At 74.8% G+C, this 17,241-nt stretch carries 18 protein-coding genes; 14 read left to right on the forward strand and 4 right to left on the reverse strand.

Features of this window, described 5'->3' with window-relative positions; genetic code table 11:
* Positions 1 to 146 precede the first annotated feature (146 nt).
* The 13 genes from AB0F68_RS17360 to AB0F68_RS17420 all read left to right on the forward strand — a co-directional run bounded on the left by AB0F68_RS17360 (position 147) and on the right by AB0F68_RS17420 (position 12,926).
* Positions 147 to 515: a holo-ACP synthase gene (locus AB0F68_RS17360; protein ID WP_357338939.1), complete on the forward strand. Its 369-nt coding sequence runs from the start codon at positions 147 to 149 to the stop codon at positions 513 to 515.
* A 61-nt stretch (positions 516 to 576) separates the two neighbouring features.
* Positions 577 to 2,046 carry an NAD(P)H-hydrate dehydratase gene (locus AB0F68_RS17365; RefSeq protein WP_357338942.1) on the forward strand — a complete coding sequence of 490 codons (1,470 nt, stop codon included), beginning with the start codon at positions 577 to 579 and terminating at the stop codon, positions 2,044 to 2,046.
* An 84-nt stretch (positions 2,047 to 2,130) separates the two neighbouring features.
* Entirely contained in the window at positions 2,131 to 3,249 is a 1,119-nt protein-coding gene (alr, locus tag AB0F68_RS17370) for an alanine racemase (protein WP_357338944.1), read from the forward strand.
* The gene (locus tag AB0F68_RS17375) at positions 3,246 to 4,337 is read left to right on the forward strand and encodes an alpha/beta hydrolase (protein WP_357338947.1); all 1,092 of its coding nucleotides are present in this window, start codon (positions 3,246 to 3,248) and stop codon (positions 4,335 to 4,337) included. The genes alr and AB0F68_RS17375 overlap by 4 nt, the downstream gene beginning before the upstream one ends.
* 114 nt (positions 4,338 to 4,451) lie before the next feature.
* Positions 4,452 to 4,934 carry a tRNA (adenosine(37)-N6)-threonylcarbamoyltransferase complex ATPase subunit type 1 TsaE gene (gene tsaE / locus AB0F68_RS17380; protein ID WP_357338949.1) on the forward strand — a complete coding sequence of 161 codons (483 nt, stop codon included), beginning with the start codon at positions 4,452 to 4,454 and terminating at the stop codon, positions 4,932 to 4,934.
* Positions 4,935 to 4,995: 61 nt separating this feature from the next.
* Entirely contained in the window at positions 4,996 to 5,697 is a 702-nt protein-coding gene (gene ung / locus AB0F68_RS17385; protein WP_357338952.1) for a uracil-DNA glycosylase, read from the forward strand.
* Positions 5,698 to 5,775: 78 nt separating this feature from the next.
* Positions 5,776 to 6,624: a maleylpyruvate isomerase family mycothiol-dependent enzyme gene (locus AB0F68_RS17390; protein ID WP_357338954.1), complete on the forward strand. Its 849-nt coding sequence runs from the start codon at positions 5,776 to 5,778 to the stop codon at positions 6,622 to 6,624.
* 108 nt (positions 6,625 to 6,732) lie between these two features.
* Positions 6,733 to 7,410: a tRNA (adenosine(37)-N6)-threonylcarbamoyltransferase complex dimerization subunit type 1 TsaB gene (gene tsaB / locus AB0F68_RS17395; protein ID WP_357338956.1), complete on the forward strand. Its 678-nt coding sequence runs from the start codon at positions 6,733 to 6,735 to the stop codon at positions 7,408 to 7,410.
* Between the two features lie 215 nt (positions 7,411 to 7,625).
* A complete protein-coding gene (gene rimI, locus AB0F68_RS17400) occupies positions 7,626 to 8,078 on the forward strand; it encodes a ribosomal protein S18-alanine N-acetyltransferase (protein WP_357338959.1) in 453 nt (150 codons plus the stop codon).
* Positions 8,079 to 8,083: 5 nt separating this feature from the next.
* Complete coding sequence (gene tsaD / locus AB0F68_RS17405) at positions 8,084 to 9,130, forward strand: tRNA (adenosine(37)-N6)-threonylcarbamoyltransferase complex transferase subunit TsaD (RefSeq protein ID WP_357338961.1); 1,047 nt, start codon at positions 8,084 to 8,086, stop codon at positions 9,128 to 9,130.
* Between the two features lie 17 nt (positions 9,131 to 9,147).
* Positions 9,148 to 9,402 (forward strand): hypothetical protein, encoded by a 255-nt coding sequence (locus AB0F68_RS17410; protein WP_357338963.1) that lies wholly within the window; start codon positions 9,148 to 9,150, stop codon positions 9,400 to 9,402.
* A 72-nt stretch (positions 9,403 to 9,474) separates the two neighbouring features.
* Entirely contained in the window at positions 9,475 to 11,181 is a 1,707-nt protein-coding gene (locus AB0F68_RS17415) for an ABC transporter ATP-binding protein (RefSeq protein WP_357338965.1), read from the forward strand.
* Complete coding sequence (locus tag AB0F68_RS17420; protein WP_357338967.1) at positions 11,178 to 12,926, forward strand: ABC transporter ATP-binding protein; 1,749 nt, start codon at positions 11,178 to 11,180, stop codon at positions 12,924 to 12,926. Before AB0F68_RS17415 ends, AB0F68_RS17420 begins: the two co-directional genes overlap by 4 nt.
* A gap of 52 nt (positions 12,927 to 12,978) precedes the next feature.
* Here AB0F68_RS17420 and AB0F68_RS17425 read toward each other — a convergent pair whose 3' ends face one another.
* The 4 genes from AB0F68_RS17425 to AB0F68_RS17440 form a co-directional block, all read right to left on the reverse strand.
* The gene (locus AB0F68_RS17425) at positions 12,979 to 13,716 is read right to left on the reverse strand and encodes a DUF4142 domain-containing protein (RefSeq protein WP_357338969.1); all 738 of its coding nucleotides are present in this window, start codon (positions 13,714 to 13,716) and stop codon (positions 12,979 to 12,981) included.
* A gap of 125 nt (positions 13,717 to 13,841) precedes the next feature.
* Entirely contained in the window at positions 13,842 to 15,023 is a 1,182-nt protein-coding gene (locus AB0F68_RS17430; RefSeq protein WP_357338971.1) for an ROK family protein, read from the reverse strand.
* Between the two features lie 25 nt (positions 15,024 to 15,048).
* Positions 15,049 to 16,308 (reverse strand): ABC transporter permease, encoded by a 1,260-nt coding sequence (locus AB0F68_RS17435; protein WP_357338973.1) that lies wholly within the window; start codon positions 16,306 to 16,308, stop codon positions 15,049 to 15,051.
* Positions 16,305 to 17,120 (reverse strand): ATP-binding cassette domain-containing protein, encoded by an 816-nt coding sequence (locus AB0F68_RS17440; protein ID WP_357338975.1) that lies wholly within the window; start codon positions 17,118 to 17,120, stop codon positions 16,305 to 16,307. Before AB0F68_RS17440 ends, AB0F68_RS17435 begins: the two co-directional genes overlap by 4 nt.
* Before the next feature lie 47 nt (positions 17,121 to 17,167).
* On the opposite strand from AB0F68_RS17440, the gene AB0F68_RS17445 reads away from it, so the two are divergent.
* On the forward strand, positions 17,168 to 17,241 hold a 74-nt coding region (locus AB0F68_RS17445; RefSeq protein WP_357338988.1), incomplete at its 3' end, for an IucA/IucC family C-terminal-domain containing protein.

Below are 17,241 nucleotides of genomic sequence, written 5' to 3' on the forward strand. Positions count from 1 at the left end.
GACAGCGGGACGCTACGGCTCGGCGGACCACCCGCGCCGGCCCTGTGGATAACGGGCGGTGGGGCGGATCCCGGGTTTCCACAGGCGTTCTCCACCGCGCGCCCGCCGGCCGATCCGGGGCCCCGACCGCCGGTAGGGTGAGGTTCGTGATCGTGGCTGTCGGCATCGACGTCGTGCTGGTGGACCGGTTCGTCCGGTCCCTGGCGCGCACGCCGCTGCTCGCCGACCGCCTCTTCACCGAGGCCGAGCGCTACACCCGCTCCGGCGACCCGCGCCGGCCCGAGTCGATGGCGGCCCGGTTCGCGGCCAAGGAGGCGGTGGCCAAGGCGCTCGGCGCGCCGGCCGGGCTGAGCTGGCACGACTGTGAGGTGGTGCCCGACCCGGCCGGCCGGCCGTGGCTGAGCGTCTCCGGGACGGTGGCCGCCGCGGCGGCCGAGCGCGGGATCAAGCGCTGGCACCTGTCGTTGTCGCACGACGGCGGGATCGCGTCGGCCATGGTGGTCGCGGAGGGGTGAGCCGACCCGGGTCGGTCGGCCGGTCCGGGACGAACGGGACGAACGGACGGGACGGGGTGGCATGAGACCGGTGTGGCGGGTCGCGGACGTACGCGCGGCGGAGGCGGGCCTGATGGCCACCCTGCCGCCCGGGGCGCTGATGCAGCGGGCCGCCGCCGGGCTGGCCCGCCGCTGCGCGCTGCTCCTCGGCGACCGGGGCGGCGTCTACGGCGCCCGGGTGCTGCTGCTGGTCGGCTCCGGCGACAATGGCGGCGACACCCTCTACGCGGGCGCGCACCTGGCCCGCCGGGGCGCGGCGGTCGCCGCCCTGCTGCTCACCCCGGGCCGGGCGCACGCCGACGGGCTGGCCGCGCTGCGGGCCGCCGGCGGGCGGGTGGTCGACCGGCCGCCGCCCGTGGTGGACCTGGTGCTCGACGGCATCGTCGGGATCGGCGGCACCGGCGGGCTCCGGGAGACCGCCGATCAGCTCGCCGCGAGCCTGGCCGCGCGCAGCGGACGGGACGGCACCCGAGCCACGGTGGTCGCGGTGGACGTACCCAGCGGAGTCGCGGTGGACACCGGGCACGTGCCGCTGACCGCCTCCGGCCGGCCCTGCGCGGTGCGCGCCGACGTGACGGTCACCTTCGGCGCGTTGAAGCCCGCACTGGTGGTCGGCCCGGCCGCGCCGCTCGCCGGGCACGTCGAGCTGGTCGACATCGGGCTGGAGCCGTGGCTGCGCGGCACCCCGGCGCTGCGCGTCACCGAGTGGTCCGACGTGGTCGACTGGTGGCCCCGGCTCGGCCCGTCCTCGGAGAAATACAGCCGGGGCGTGGTCGGGGTGGCGACCGGCTCGTCCACCTTCCCGGGCGCGGCCGTGCTCTCGGTCGGCGGCGCGCTGAACGGCCCCACCGGCATGGTCCGCTACGCCGGAGGCGCCCGTGCGGAGGTGCTGCACCAGCACCCGTCGGTGATCGCCACCGACCGGGTCGCCGACGCAGGCCGGGTGCAGGCCTGGGTCTGCGGCTCGGGGCTGGGCACCGGTGAGGAGGCCGCCGCCGAGCTGCGCGCGGTGCTCGCCGCGCCGGTGCCGGTGGTGCTCGACGCCGACGCGCTCACCCTGCTGGTCGACGGCAAGTTGGCGGACCGGCTGCGCGGGCGGGACGCCCCGATCGTGGTGACCCCGCACGACCGCGAGTACGCCCGGCTCTGCGGCGAGTCCCCGGGGGCGGACCGGGTCGGGGCGGCGCTGCGGCTGGCCGCCTGGATGAACGCGGTGGTGCTGCTCAAGGGCGACCGCACGATCGTCGGCACCCCGGACGGCCGGGCCTACGTCAACCCGACCGGCACCCCGGTGCTGGCCACCGGGGGCACCGGCGATGTGCTGGCCGGGCTGCTCGGCTCACTGCTCGCCGCCGGGCTGGCGCCGGAGCGGGCGGCCGTCGCGGCGGCGTACCTGCACGGGCTGGCCGGTCGGGAGGCGGCGCGCGGCGGTCCGGTGACCGCGCCCGACGTGGCCACCGCGCTCCGCCCGGTGCTGGCCCGCCTGCCCTGACCGCGACGGCCGCCGGCACGCGGCCGACCGGCCGGCCGTCCGGCTCACGGCCACGGTGATCACGGACGGAAGTAGGCTGAGGGCATGTGGCAGTCGGAGGTGCGCGTCGACCTGGACGCGATCCGGGAGAACGTGGCCCGGCTCAAGTCGGGCACCAGCGCCGAGCTGATGGCGGTGGTCAAGGCCGACGGTTACGGCCACGGCATGGTCCCGGCGGCCCGCGCGGCGCTCGACGCCGGGGCGGACTGGCTCGGCGTCTGCACCCTCGCCGAGGCGCTCCTGCTGCGCCAGGAGGGGGTGACCGCCCCCGTGCTGGCCTGGCTGCTCGACCCGGGGCTGCCGCTGCACGACGGGGTCGCGGTCGGCGTCGACCTCGGCTGCGCCAGCCTCGCCCAGCTCGACGAGATGATCGAGGCGGGCCGGCGGGCGGACCGCCCGGCCCGGCTGCACCTCAAGATCGACACCGGGCTGTCCCGCGGTGGGGCCACCGTGGCCGACTGGCCGGCGCTGCTGGAGGCCGCCGCGAAGGCCCAGGCCGACGGCCTGGTCGAGGTGGTCGGCGTGTGGAGCCACTTCGTGTACGCGGACTCGCCCGGCCACCCCACCACCGACCGGCAGTTGGCGGTGTTCCACGAGGGGCTGGAGATGGTGGAGCGGGCCGGGCTGCGCCCCCGCTACCGGCACCTGGCCAACTCGGCGGCCACGCTGACCCGCCCGGACACCCACTTCGACCTGGTCCGCCCCGGTCTGGCGGTCTACGGTCTCTCGCCGATCGAGGGCGAGCAGTTCGGCCTGCGCCCGGCGATGACCGCCCGGGCCCGGGTGATGCTGACCAAGCGGGTCCCGGCCGGCACCGGCGTCTCCTACGGCCACACCTACCTCACCGAGCAGGAGGCGAACCTGGCCGTCGTCCCGCTCGGCTACGCCGACGGGGTGCCCCGGCACGCCTCGAACACCGGCCCGGTGCAGCTCGCCGGCAAGCGGCGGACCATCTCCGGGCGCGTCTGCATGGACCAGTTCGTGATCGACTGCGGCGAGGACGAGGTGGCCGCCGGGGACGTGGCCACCCTGTTCGGCAGCGGCGCGGACGGCGAGCCGACCGCCGACGACTGGGCCGCGGCGGTCGGCACCATCAACTACGAGATCGTGACCCGGTTCGGCGGTGTCCGGGTGCCGCGCGTCTACGACGGCGAGCGCCCATGAGTCAGCGGTTCCGGGTGCCCCGGCCGCGGACCGCCGCCGGCCGGGTCGCCGGGCTGGTCGGCGCCGCGGTCGGCGTGGCCGCCGCCGGGCTCGCCGCGGGGGTGGTGAGCGAGCGGGTTCTGGTCCGCCGCCTCAAGTCCGACCCCACCGATCCGTACGCCGACGAGGTCTTCGGCGAGCAGCGGTACGACGCGGCGTACCGGCTGGAGATGCCGGACGGCACCGACGTCCACGTGGAGGTGGTCGAGCCGACCCGGCCGGTCGCCGGGCACCCGACCGTGGTGCTGGTGCACGGCTTCTGCCTGGACATGGGGACGTTCCACTTCCAACGCAAGCTGCTTGCCGAGCGCGGTGACTACCGGATCGTCGCCTACGACCAGCCCGGGCACGGCCGCTCCGGGAAGCTGGAGGGCGGCGACTACGACCTGGCCGCGCTGGGCCACACCCTGCGCCGGGTGATCGACGAGGTGGCTCCGGAGGGGCCGCTGGTGCTGATCGGCCACTCGATGGGCGGCATGACGATCATGGCGTTGGCCGAGCTTCACCCAGAGATGTTCGGCGACCGGGTGGTCGGCACGGTGCTGATGGCCACCTCGGGCGGGCTGCTCGCGGAGACCAAGCTGGTGGCCCCCGCGCTGCTCGGCCGGGTCGGGGCGCCGGTGATCTACATGATGAGCAACGCCACCCGGTACGGCGGCACGGTGATCGACAAGGCCCGCAAGTCGACGTCGAACGTGGCCTGGCTGCTCACCCGCAGGTACGGCTTCGGCACCCCGAAGCCCAGCCCGGCCCTGGTGTCGTACGTCGAGCAGATGAACTCGCGCACCTCGGCCGACACGGTCAGCCGCTACCTGCGTACCCTGGCCACCCATTCCCGGTTCCCGGCGCTGGCCGCGCTGGCCGGCACACCGGTGCTGGTGATCGTGGGGGACAAGGACATGATCACGCCGGTGACCCACTCCGAGGAGATCGTCCGGCGGCTGCCGCACGCCGAGTTCGTGAAGATCCACGACAGCGGGCACGTGGTGATGCTGGAGCACGCCGACGAGGTGAACGTGGCGCTGGAGAGGTTCCTGGAGTCGCTGTGAGCGCGAGGAGTGAGCCGGGGTTGCGAGCCCCGCAGTCGCGAGCCGAGGTGGCGCTGTGAGCGCGAGGAGTGAGCCGGGGTTGCGAGCCCCGCAGTCGCGAGCCGAGGTGGCACTGTGAGGGTCGTGCTGGAGCTCAAGACGGTCGACGACACCCACGAGTTCGGCCGCCGGCTGGCCGGGGTGCTGCGCGCGGGCGACCTGCTGCTGCTCAGCGGCCCGCTGGGCGCCGGCAAGACAGCGCTGACCCAGGGCATCGGCGCCGGTCTCGGGGTGCGCGGCGACATCACCTCGCCGACCTTCGTGATCGCCCGGGTACACCGGCCGGATCCGGCCCGGGGCGGCCGGGTGACCCTGGTGCACGCCGACGCGTACCGGCTGGGGGAGTCGGCCGACCCGCGCGCCGAGATCGACGACCTGGACCTGGACGCCTCGGTGGACGAGGCGGTGACCGTCGTCGAGTGGGGCGAGGGGATGGTCGAGCAGTTGGTCGACGCCCACCTGCGGGTCCGCATCGACCGGCGGGACGACGACACCCGGCTGGTCACCCTGGAGCCGGTCGGCGGCGACTGGGCGCGGCGGCTGGCCACCCTGGACTGAGGCCTGTCATACCCGCTGCCTACAGTGCCGGGGACCGATCAGCCGCGGTGAAAGGTTGCCGATGCCCGACGACGCCCCCACCCTCGACCTGCTGGCGCTCCTGCCCGACGCCTGGCGGGCGGCGCTCACCCCGCACCTCGACCCGGCCCGCACGGCGGCGCTGGCCGAGTTCGTCGCCGGGGAATACGCCAGCCGAACGGTGTTCCCGCCGGTCGAGGACCTGTTCTCGGCCTACCGGCTGTGCGGGCCGGCGGAGACCCGGGTGCTGATCCTCGGGCAGGACCCCTACCACAAGGCGGGGCAGGCGCACGGGCTGAGCTTCAGCGTGCGCGAGGGTGTGGCGGTACCGCCGTCGCTGCGCAACGTGTTCAAGGAGCTGGGCGAGGACCTGGGCGTGCCGAAGCCGGCCAGCGGCAACCTGAACGGCTGGGCGGCGCAGGGCGTGCTGCTGCTCAACGCGGTGCTCACCGTCCGGCAGGCCACCCCCGGCTCGCACGCCAACAAGGGCTGGGAGGAGTTCACCGACGCCACCATCCGGGCCCTGGACGCGCTCGACCAGCGGGTGGTCTTCCTGCTCTGGGGCGGCTACGCGCGCAAGAAGGCCGCCCTGGTCACCAACCCGAACCACGTGGTGCTGGAGGCCGGTCACCCGAGCCCGATGAACCCGCGCGGCTTCCTGGGCAGCCGCCCGTTCAGCGCGGCCAACAAGGCGCTCGCCGACGCCGGCCTGCCCACCATCGACTGGGACCGCCCCGCCGGCTGACCATCGACGCAGGGCTATCGCTCCGTGGCTGACGGTAGTAGGCTCTCCCCCGTTCGCGCCCGGAGCGGGGAGGTAGCGGTGTCGGCGACCATCACCTCGGACGGCTGGTCGACGGCGCCGGCGGCCCTGGCGGAGAACGCCGACCGGTTCCTGGCGCTGGCCCGCTCGGTCCCGCCGGACACCATGGTCACGGCCGACTGGACTGCTGCCGAGACCCTGGCCCACCTCGCCTCCATCGCCTGGCTCTACGTCGCCCTGGTCGACCCGGCCGGCGAGCCGTTGCCGGTCCCCGGGCTCGGCGATCGGCTTCCGCTGGTCACCGTCGACACCGTGGCCGACGCCAACGACCTGGTGCTGCGGCACCTGACCGAGCGCGACCCGGGCCACCTGCTCGACCGGCTGCGCCGCGACGTCGACCGGCTGCTGGCGGCCTGCGCCGACCGCAGCCCTGACGAGGTGGTGCCCTGGCTCGGCGACGCCCGGGTCCCGCTCCCCGGCCTCTTCGCGCACCTCGTCAACGAACTGCTGCTGCACGGCTGGGACATGGCCCGGGCGACCGGCCGGCCGTGGTCGGTCCCGTCCCGGGACGCGGTGCTCTTCCTCGACCTCTTCCTGGCTGGGGTGGTCCGGCACGGCTACGGCCGGCTGCTGGACGGGGTGGACCCGCCGCGCCGCCGAATCGTGGTGCGGTTCGGTTCGGCGTACGCGGCGCCGCTGACGCTCGCGCTGGCCGACGGGCGGGTGCGCTTCGCCACCCCCGACGAGCGGCCGGACGCGCGGGTCCGGTTCGATCCGGCGACGCTCAACCTGATGATGTTCGGGCGGATCAGCCGGGCCCGCGCCGTGCTCACCGGCCGGGTCCGCGTCTCCGGCCCGCGCCCCTGGCTGCTGCCGCAGTTTCTCAAGGTCTTCCGCACCCCGAGCTGAGCCGCGACGCGCACCCCGAGCTGACACGCGACTTGCGCTCCGGGCTGAGCCGCGACGTGGGAGGGGCGTCACCGCCGGTAACCGGGTTGGCGACTAGGCTGGCATACCGTGCTCGTACTCGTGGTGGACTCCTCGACGCCCGCGGTGACCGCGGCGCTCGTCGAGGTCTCGGCGGACGGCGTCGCGGCGCGCGCGCTGCGGTGCACGGTTGACGCGCGGGCGCACGGCGAACTGCTCGCCCCGCAGGTCGACGCGGTGCTGGCCGACGTCGACGCGCGCCCCGCCGACCTGGCCGCGATCGTCGCCGGGCTCGGTCCCGGGCCGTTCACCGGGCTGCGGGTCGGCCTGGTCACCGCCGCCACCATGGGCCAGGTGCTCGGCATCCCCACGTACGGGGTCTGCTCGCTGGACGGGATCGGCCATCCGGCGGCCGCCGGCGAGCCGGTCCTGGCGGCCAGCGACGCCCGCCGCCGGGAGGTCTACTGGGCCGTCTACGACGGCGCCGGCCAGCGCATCGCCGGGCCGAACGTGGACATCCCGGCGGTCGCCGCCGAGCGCGCCCGCGACCTGGCCGTCACGGTCGCGGTCGGCGACGGCGCGCACCGCTACGCGGACGTCCTCGGCCTGCCGGTCCGGGAGGAGCCGCGCTACCCGGACGCCCTGGCCCTGGCCCGCCTGGCCGCGGAGCGGATCCGCGCGGGCGCCCCCGGCGAGCCGCTCACCCCGCTCTACCTGCGCCGCCCGGACGCGGTCGCGGCCACCGGCCACAAGCCGGTCCTCCCGTGAGCGCGAGGAGTGAGCCGGGGTTGCGAGCCCCGGAGTCGCGAACTGAGGCGGCACCGTGAGCGCGAGGAGTGAGCCGGGGTTGCGAACCCCGGAGTCGCGAACAGAGGCGGCACCGTGAGCGCGAGGAGCGAGCCGGGGTTGCGAGCCCCGCAGTCGCGAACAGACGCGCACGGGCCGGGGTTGCGAGCCCCGCAGTCGCGAACTGAGGCGGCACAGTGAGCCAGGTCCGACTGGGCCGGTTCCGCTGGTGGCACGTCGACCAGGTGCTGCCCCTGGAGGCGGACCTGTTCGGGGCCGAGCAGTGGTCGCCGGCGATGTTCTGGAACGAGTTGGCCAACGGCCACCACTACCTGGTCGCCACCGACGACGACGGCACGGTGCTCGGCTACGCCGGGCTGATGGTGGCGCCGCCCGACGAGGCCTGGGTGCAGAACATCGCGGTCCGCCGGGACGCGCAGCGCCGGGGGATCGGCCGGCTGCTGCTGGAGGCGCTGCTCGCCGAGGCGGCCCGCCGCGGGGTGCGCAGCACGCTGCTGGAGGTCGCCGCCGACAACGCCGCGGCGCAGCGGCTCTACGCGATGTACGGCTTCGAGCCGATCGGCGTGCGCCGCGGCTACTACCAACCGAGCAACACCGACGCGCTGGTCATGCAGCGCAACGAGGACTGACGAGCATGGCTGACGAACCACTGATCCTCGGCATCGAGACCTCCTGCGACGAGACCGGGGTGGGCATCGTCCGCGGGCACACCCTGCTCGCCGACGCGCTGGCCTCCAGCGTCGAGGAGCACGCCCGGTTCGGCGGCGTGGTGCCGGAGGTGGCCAGCCGCGCCCACCTGGAGGCCATCGTGCCGACGATGGACCGGGCGCTGCGCGAGGCGGGGGTGACGATCGCCGACATCGACGCGATCGCCGTCACGTCCGGGCCGGGCCTGGCCGGCGCGCTGCTCGTCGGGGTCGCCGCCGCCAAGGGGTACGCGGTGGCCGCCGAGAAGCCGGTGTACGGGGTGAACCACCTCGCCGCGCACGTGGCCGTGGACACCCTGGAGCACGGCCCACTGCCGGAGCCGGCCGTCGCCCTGCTGGTCTCCGGCGGGCACTCCTCGCTGCTGCGCGTCGACGACCTGGCCCGGGAGGTCACCCCGCTCGGCTCGACCATCGACGACGCGGCGGGCGAGGCGTTCGACAAGGTGGCCCGGCTGCTCGGGCTGCCCTTCCCGGGCGGCCCGTTCATCGACCGGGAGGCGCGTGCCGGTGACCCGGCGGCGATCGCCTTCCCGCGCGGGCTGACCGCGCCCAAGGACCTGGCCGGGCACCGCTACGACTTCTCCTTCTCGGGGCTGAAGACGGCGGTGGCCCGCTGGGTGGAGGCGCGGCAGCGGGCCGGCGAGCCGGTGCCGGTGGCCGACGTGGCGGCGTCGTTCCAGGAGGCGGTCTGCGACGTGCTGGTCGGCAAGGCGCTGGACGCCTGCCGAAGCAGCGGCATCGACACCCTGGTGATCGGCGGCGGGGTGGCGGCCAACTCGCGGCTGCGCGCGATGGCCGAGCACCGGGCGGCGAAGCACGGCGTCCGGGTGCGTACGCCCCGGCCGAAGCTCTGCACCGACAACGGAGCGATGGTGGCCGCGCTCGGCTCGCACCTGGTCGCCGCGGGGGTCGCCCCGAGCCGGCTGGACCTGCCGGCCGACTCCGCCATGCCGCTGACCGTGGTCAGCGTCTGAGGCGGGAGGGGACCGACGTGATCGTCCGGATGTGGGAGGCGAAGGCCGAGCCGTACGGCTTCGCCGACCTGATCAGCTGGGTCTGCGAGACCGCGCTGCCCGAGTTCGAGCACGAGCCGCTGCACCTGTCCAGCGAGGTGTTCTCCTCCACCGACCACCGCGTGGTGGTCATCTCGAAGTGGCGGAGCAACCCGCGGGACCTGCCCGAGCCGCCCATGCGGCTGGTCGCCCGGCCGCCGCACAGCTGGGACTTCACGCAGGTCGATCGCTGACCCGGTGGGCCGCCTGACCGGCGGGAAACTGGTTGGCGTCCGCCCCGGCCCGGCACCTAGCGTCGGGTGGTCATGCGCTTCTCACCGGCCGGCGATCCCGGCACCCCCGACGCCCGGTCCGCCACCCGTTACCTGGTCTGGCTCGCCGGTCGGCACCCCCTGCTCTTCGGCACCGGCATCGCCCTCGGCGTCATCTGGATGATGGCCCAGGCGCTGATGCCGGCCGCCGTCGGCCGGGCCGTCGACGCCGGCCTCGCCCAGCGCGACCCGGACGCCCTGCTCCGCTGGGGCCTCGTCCTGCTCGGGCTGGGCGTCGTCCAGGCGGCCGCCGGCATCCTGCGGCACCGCTGCGCGGTGCACAACTGGCTCGGCGCGGCATACCGGACCGTGCAGGTCACCGTGGACGCCACCAATCGGCTCGGTGCAGCGCTGCCCCGCCGGGTCGCCGCGGGCGAGGTGGTGAGCATCAGTACGGCCGACATCGAGCACATCGGCAGCGCGGTCGACATCACCGCCCGGGGCACCGGCGCGCTGGTCGCCATCGGCACCGTGTCGGTGATCCTGCTCACCGCCTCCCTGCCGCTCGGCCTCGTGGTGGTGCTCGGGGTGCCGCTGCTCATGGCGCTGGTGGCGCTGCTGATCCGGCCGCTGCACCGGCAGCAGGCGGCGTACCGGGAGTCGACCGGTGAGCTGACCGCCCGCGCCGCGGACATCGTCTCCGGGCTGCGGGTGCTGCGCGGGGTGGGCGGGGAGCCGGTGCTGGGCGCCCGCTACCGGGAGCAGTCCCAGTCGCTGCGGGCGGACGGCCTTCGGGTGGCCCGGGTGGAGTCGCTGATCCAGGCCGCGCAGATCCTGCTGCCCGGCGTCTTCGTGGTGCTGGTGACCTGGCTCGGAGCCCGGTTCGCGCTGCGCGGCGAGATCAGCGCCGGCCAGCTGGTCTCCTTCTACGGCTACACGGCGTTCCTGGTCAGCCCGCTGCGCAACCTCACCGAGGCGGCCGACAAGCTGACCCGGGGGCACGTCGCGGCCCGCCGGGTCGTGCGGCTGCTCCGCCTCGCCCCGGAGTTCACCGATCCGGCCCGCCCGGTGCCGGTGCCCGCGGGGCCGGGCGAACTGGTGGACGTCCGCTCCGGGCTGGTGCTCCGGCCGGGCCGGCTCACCGCGCTGGCCGCCACCGCGCCCGAGGACGCCGCCGAGATCGCCGACCGGCTCGGCCGGTACGTCGACGGGGACGTGACGCTGCACGGCGTACCCCTGCGGGACGTGGCGCTGGCGACGGTGCGCGAGCGGATCCTGGTGGCCGACAACGACGCGCAGCTGTTCAGCGGCGCGCTCCGGACCGAGCTGGACCCGCACGACCGGGGGGACCGCCGCGCGATCGAGGCGGCGCTGGTCGCGGCGAGCGCCACGGACATCGTCGAGGCGCTGCCCGACGGCCTGGACAGCCCGGTCGCCGAGCGCGGCCGGGAGTTCTCCGGCGGCCAGCGACAGCGGCTGCGGCTGGCCCGGGCGCTGGTCGCCGACCCGGAGACGCTGATCCTGGTCGAGCCGACCAGCGCGGTGGACGCGCACACCGAGGCGCGGATCGCCGAGCGGCTGGCCGCCGCCCGGTCCGGCCGGACCACGCTGGTCTGCACCACCAGCCCGCTGGTGCTGGGCCGCGCCGAGCACGTGGTCTTCGTGGAGGACGGCAAGGTGGTCGCCGAGGGTCGCCACGACGAACTGCTCGCCGCCGAGCCCCGGTACCGGGCCACGGTGAGCCGGGAGGAGGACCAGTGAGCAACGCCCTGCCCGTCGCCGACGCGCAACAGGTCCGCCGGTACGCGCGGGAGCTGGCCCGCCGGCACCCGCGCGGCCTGGCCGCCGCGCTCGGCCTGCACGCGCTCGCCGCAGCGGCCGGCCTGGTCGCGCCCCGGCTCCTCGGCGACCTGGTCGAGGGGATCTCCCGCGGGGTCGGCGCGGTCACCGTGGACCGGGTGGCCCTGGCCATCGCGGGCTTCGTGGTCGCCCAATCGGTGCTGGTCCGCTTCGCCCACCTGGCCTCCGCCCGGCTCGGTGAGCGGGTCCTCGCCGAGCTGCGCGAGGAGTTCGTCGACCGGGTGCTCGCCCTGCCGCTGTCCACCGTGGAGCGGGCCGGCACCGGCGACCTGCTCACCCGCACCTCCCGGGACGTCGCCGCGCTGTCCCGGACGGTCCGGTTCGCCGCACCGGAGACGCTGATCTCGGCGCTCACCGTGCTGCTGATCCTCGGCGCGCTGGTGCTGACCGGCCCGCTGCTGGTGCTGCCCTGCCTGCTCGCGGTGCCGGTGCTGGTCGTCGGCACCCGCTGGTACCTGCGCCGGGCGCCGGAGGGATACCTGCGGGAGAACGCCGCGTACTCCGACATCACCGACGGGATCAGCGAGACGGTCGAGGGGGCGCGGACCACCGAGGCGCTGCGCCAGGCCGCCCGCCGCCGGGCCCGCGGCGACGCCGACATCCGCCGCTCCTACGCGGCCGAGTCCTACACGCTGAAGCTGCGGACGGTCTTCTTCCCGGTCGCCGAGATCGGCTACCTGCTGCCGGTGGCCGGCACCCTGCTGCTCGGCGGCTGGTTCTATCTCAAGGGCTGGGCGAATCTCGGGCAGGTCACCGCGGCCACCCTCTACGCCCAGCAACTGGTGGACCCGGTCGACCGGCTGCTCTCCTGGCTGGACGAGTTCCAGGTCGGCGGCGCCTCGCTGGCCCGGCTGCTCGGCGTTCGGGCCGAGCCCGCCGACGCCCCCGCCGCGCGGCCCGACCGGCGGCCGGTCACCGACGACGGTCGGCTCGCCGCCCACGACGTCCGGTACGCGTACCGCGCGGGCCACGACGTGCTGCACGGGGTGACCCTGGTGCCCCGGCCGGGGGAGAAGCTGGCCATGGTCGGCCCGTCCGGCGCGGGGAAGTCCACCCTGGGTCGGCTGCTGGCCGGGGTGCACGCGCCGCGCGCCGGCACGGTGACCGTGGACGGCCGGCCGCTCAGCAGGCTGCCCCTGGCCGAGCTGCGCACCCACGTCGCGCTGGTCAGCCAGGAGCACCACGTGTTCATCGGCACGCTGGCCGACAACGTCGCGATGGTCCGCCCGGACGCCGGTCCCGCCGAGGTGCGCGCGGCGCTCGCCGCGGTCGACGCGCTGGACTGGGCGGAGGCGCTGCCGGACGGGCTGGACACCCGGGTCGGGGCGGGCGGGCACCCGCTCCCGCCGGCCCAGGCGCAGCAGCTCGCGCTGGCCCGGCTGGTGCTGGCCGACCCGCACACCCTGGTGCTGGACGAGGCCACCTCGCTGATCGACCCGCGGGCGGCCCGGGCGCTGGAACGCTCGCTGGCCGCGGTGCTCCAGGGCCGGACCGTCATCGCGATCGCGCACCGGCTCTTCTCGGCGCACGACGCGGACCGGGTGGCGGTGGTCGAGGACGGCCGGATCACCGAGCTCGGGCCGCACGACGAGCTGGTCGCGGCCGGTGGCTCGTATGCCGCCCTCTGGCGGTCCTGGCACGGCTGAGCGGAAGGCCCCCACCGGGCGCACCGGTGGGGGCCGCACGCGTGGGGCGGGGTCAGGAGCGGCGCAGCAGCCGCCAGGTGGCGTAACCGCCGGTGCCCAGGGCGAGCAGGAAGACGGCCCACACGACCGTGGTGCTGACCTGGACTCCACCGTTGCCGCCGACGTTGGCCCCGGCGGCGGCGATCAGCGAATCGCTCTGCGCCGGGGGCATCGCGGGAGGCGGGAGCTGCTGCCAGCGGACCAGCCCGGTGCTCTCCAGCATCAGCATGTGATTGGTGACGAAGGTGTTCGTCTGGTCGGCGAGCTTGCGCACGATCGGGTCCCGGGTGCTGGCCCGGACCGCGCCGATCACCGGGAAGATGTTGCCGTGGGCGACCCGCAGCCGGGTCACGAAGATCTGGTCGAACTGCGCGCCGGTGGCGTTCTGCATCTCGGTCAGCCAGCCCTGCTGCTGGGTGGTCGGGGTGGTCGGCAGGGTGGCGCCCAGCTTGTTCGCGGCCTCGACCACGAGCTGGTCCAGGACGCCGTGCTGTCGCGCGATCTCCGCGCCGATCTCCCGTACCCGCTTCGACTGGCCCTTCTCGGCGGCCATCTGCCCGGCCGGCATCTCCCAGAGCCCGGCCAGTCGTACCCCGTTGAGCAGCGTCATGTCGGCGGCGTTGAGCTGCACAACGGGGTTGGGCGCGGCCAGCGCCGCGCCGGGAAGGACGCCGATCCCCGCGGCGAGCGCGACGAGCAGCAGGATCACCCGGTGCGCCAGCCGGCGGCGTGCGGATTCCAGCGGTGCCATGGTTGCGGTGCCTCCTCGGTCCGGACCGGTACGCGGGACGGCGCGGACGGCCGCCCCCGCGGCCGTCCGTCCGCCCACTGGTACGGATCACGACCCGATTCAGTTCACCGGAATCCGGGGGCCGGTCAGCCGACGTCGAGCGGGTCGGCGAGGAGGCGTTCGAAGGCCAGTTCGGCGGCGCCGATCAGCGCCGCGTCGTCACCGAGCTTCGGGGTACGCAGCCGCACGTGCTCCAGGCAGGCGGGCAGCCCGTTGCAGTTGAGCCGGCTGCGCACCTGGGCGGCGGCGGCCAGGTAGAGGTCGCGCATGGTGCCGCCGAAGATGACCATCTCCGGGTTGAAGATGTTGACCAGGTTGGCCACGCCGAAGCCGAGCCAGTCGCCGGCCTGCCGGACGGCGGTCTGGGCCCGCGCGTCACCCCGGTCGGCGGCGTCGAAGACGGCCAGCAGCGCCTCCCGGCCCCGGGCGTCGGAGCGGCCGGCGGCCCGGAGCAGCCCGTGCTCGCCGATCTCGGTCTCCCAGCAGCCGCGCCGCCCGCAGTCGCAGCGCATGCCGTCGCGGACCACCACCATGTGGCCGACCTCGCCGCTGTAGCCGCCGTGGCCGGTGAGCCGCCGCCCGCCGGCGATGATGCCGGCCCCGACGCCGACGTCCCCGTAGAGGTAGATGACGTTGTCGCAGCCGGCCGCAGCGCCGCGGGCGTGCTCGGCGAAGGCCGCCACGTCGGCCACGTTGCCCACCGTGATGGGCACGTCGACGCCTAGCTCGGCGGCGAGCGCCGCGCCGATCGGCTCGTCCACCCAGCCGGTGGTCGGGCTGAGCCGGACCAGCCCGTCCTCGCGGCGGACCATGCCGCAGACCGCCACCCCGGCGCCGACGCAGATCGAGTCGGGCGGCACCGCCCGGTGCATCTCCCGGACCGCGTCGGCCAGCAGCGGGGCGGCCTCCCCGGCGACCAGGTTCCGCGGCCGTTCCAGCTCCCGGCGGTCGAGCACCTCGCCGCCGAGCCCGACCCGCGCGGCCCGCAGCCGGTCCACCTCGACGCTGTACGCGTACGCGTAGACCCGGGCCGACTCGGGCCGGACGACCAGCGAGGGTCGTCCGGCCCGGCCGGTCTCCTTCGGCGTCCCCTCGCTGACCAGACCGGCGCCGGCCAGGTCGGCGGTCAGCGCGCCGATGGTGCTGCGGTTGAGGCCGAGCGCGGTGGTCAGCTCCGCGCGGGTGGTGGCTCCGCGTACGTGCACGTAACGGAGCAACGCGCCCAGGTTCTGCCGACGGATCTCGTCCTGACTGGGTCCCGCGCGCATCGCCACCGTCATGTCCGTACCGGGTTCAGCGGTTGCCCGTGGCGGCGGCCCGCCGCCGGGACAGCGCGTCGATGGTGGCGGCGGCGAGCAGGACCACGCCGGTGACGACGTACTTAACGCCCGAGCTGTAACCCATCAGTCCCATACCGTTGTCGATCACCGCGACCACCGCGCCACCGAGCACGGCGTCGAGGACCCGGCCCTTGCCGCCGAAGAGGCTGGTGCCGCCGATCACCGCCGCGCCGACGGCGTAGAGCAGAACGTTACTGCCACCGGTGTTGGGGTCCACCGAGTTGGCGCGGCTGGCCGCCACGATGCCGCCGATCGCCGCCATCGTGGAGCAGATGACGAAGACGGAGATGCGGATCCGGTCGACGTTGATGCCGGCCCGGCGGGCCGCCTCGGCGTTGCCGCCGACCGCGTAGACGTGCCGGCCGTAGCTGGTGCGCTGGAGCATGAAGGTCCAGAGGACCAGCAGCAGCGCGATGATCGGCACCACGATCGGCACGCCCTTGAGCGAGACGACCAGCACGTTGCGGCTGCGCTCCAGGTTGAGCACGTAGACCGCGGCGCCGAGGATGACGGCGAGGCCGGCGATCCGGGCGGCCACCACCGCGATCGGGTCGGTGAGCAGGCCCCGCGCGGCGCGATTGCGGTGCCGCAGCAGCTGCACGGCCGCGTAGCCGGCGACGGCCACCGCGGCCAGCGCCCAGCCGATCGCGGGGGAGAGGTTGCGGTTGGCGATGGCGAGGAGGACGTCGTCCCGCACCGAGATGTTGGAGCCCTCCTTCATGAGCATCAGCACGATGCCCTGGAAGGCGAGGAAGCCGGCCAGGGTGACCACGAAGGAGGGGATGCCGACCTTCGCCACCAGCAGGCCGAGGACGACGCCGATCACCAGGCCGGTGGCGACGGCGGCGAGCACCGCGACGTACCACGGGTAGCCGAGCACGGTGACGACGTTGGCCAGGATGGCCGCGCAGACGCCGCTGGCGAAGCCGGCGGAGAGGTCGATCTCGCCGAGCAGCAGGACGAAGACCAGACCCATCGCGATCAGGGTGACCGCGGCCCCCTGGGTGAACAGGTTGGCGAAGTTTCCGGCGGTGAAGAACGACGGGCGGGCGATCGAGAAGCCGACGGCGAGGGCGACGAGCATGAAGACCGCGGGCAGCGCGCCGATGTCGCCACCGCGTACCCGGCGCAGGTAGTTGCTGAGGTGGGTGCCGACGGTGGGCGCCGGCGCGACCGCGGCGGGGCCCTCCTTCTTCACGGCGGTGGTGGTCATCGGACGGCTCCTGGGGTGGTGTCGGCGGGCGCGGCGCCGGTGCCGTTGCTGCCCTGGTCGGCGAGGCCGAGGTTGCCGGAGCGACCGGCGGTGATCAGCTCGACCACCTGTGAGTGCGTGATGTCGGTGGTCTTCACCTGGGCGACCATCTGGCCGAGGTAGAGCGCGGCGATGCGGTCGGAGACCGCGAACACGTCGTTCATGTTGTGCGAGATGAGCACCACGGCCAGGCCGTTGTCGGCCAGCCGGCGGACCAGCTCCAGCACCTGGGCGGTCTGCGCGACGCCGAGGGCGGCGGTCGGCTCGTCCAGGATGACCAGCTTGCTGTTCCACAGCACCGCCTTGGCGATGGCCACGGTCTGCCGCTGGCCGCCGGAGAGGCTGGCCACGTGCTGGCGCAGCGACTTGACGGTCCGCACGCTCAGCCCGGCCAGGGTCTCGGCGGCCATCTGCTCCATGGTCGGCTCGTCGAGCACGATGCCGCTGCGCTTCTCCCGGCCGAGGAACATGTTCTGCACGATGTCGAGGTTGTCGCAGAGCGCGAGGTCCTGGTAGACGACCTCGATGCCCAGCGCGGCGGCGTCGCGCGGGCTGTTGATGCTCACCGGCCGGCCGTCGAAGTGGAACTCACCGCCATCGGTGGGGTAGATGCCGCTGATGCACTTGACCAGGGTCGACTTGCCGGCGCCGTTGTCACCGACCAGCGCGGTCACCTCGCCGGGGTAGGCGGCGAAGGCCACGTCGCGCAGCACCTGGACGGGACCGAAGCTCTTGTCGATCCCGCGTAGCTCCAGCAGGGGGGTTGCGGACACGGGGTTCTCCTTCGGAACGGAGGGAGGTCTCGGATCCCGCCTACCTGGTGCCGCTGCTGCACGCGCTTTACGCCTACGACCTGGCGTTCATGCCGCACGGTGAGAACGTCATCCTGGTGCT

The organism is Micromonospora sp. NPDC023966, from assembly GCF_040639095.1.
In the GTDB taxonomy this organism is placed as follows: Bacteria; Actinomycetota; Actinomycetes; order Mycobacteriales; family Micromonosporaceae; genus Micromonospora.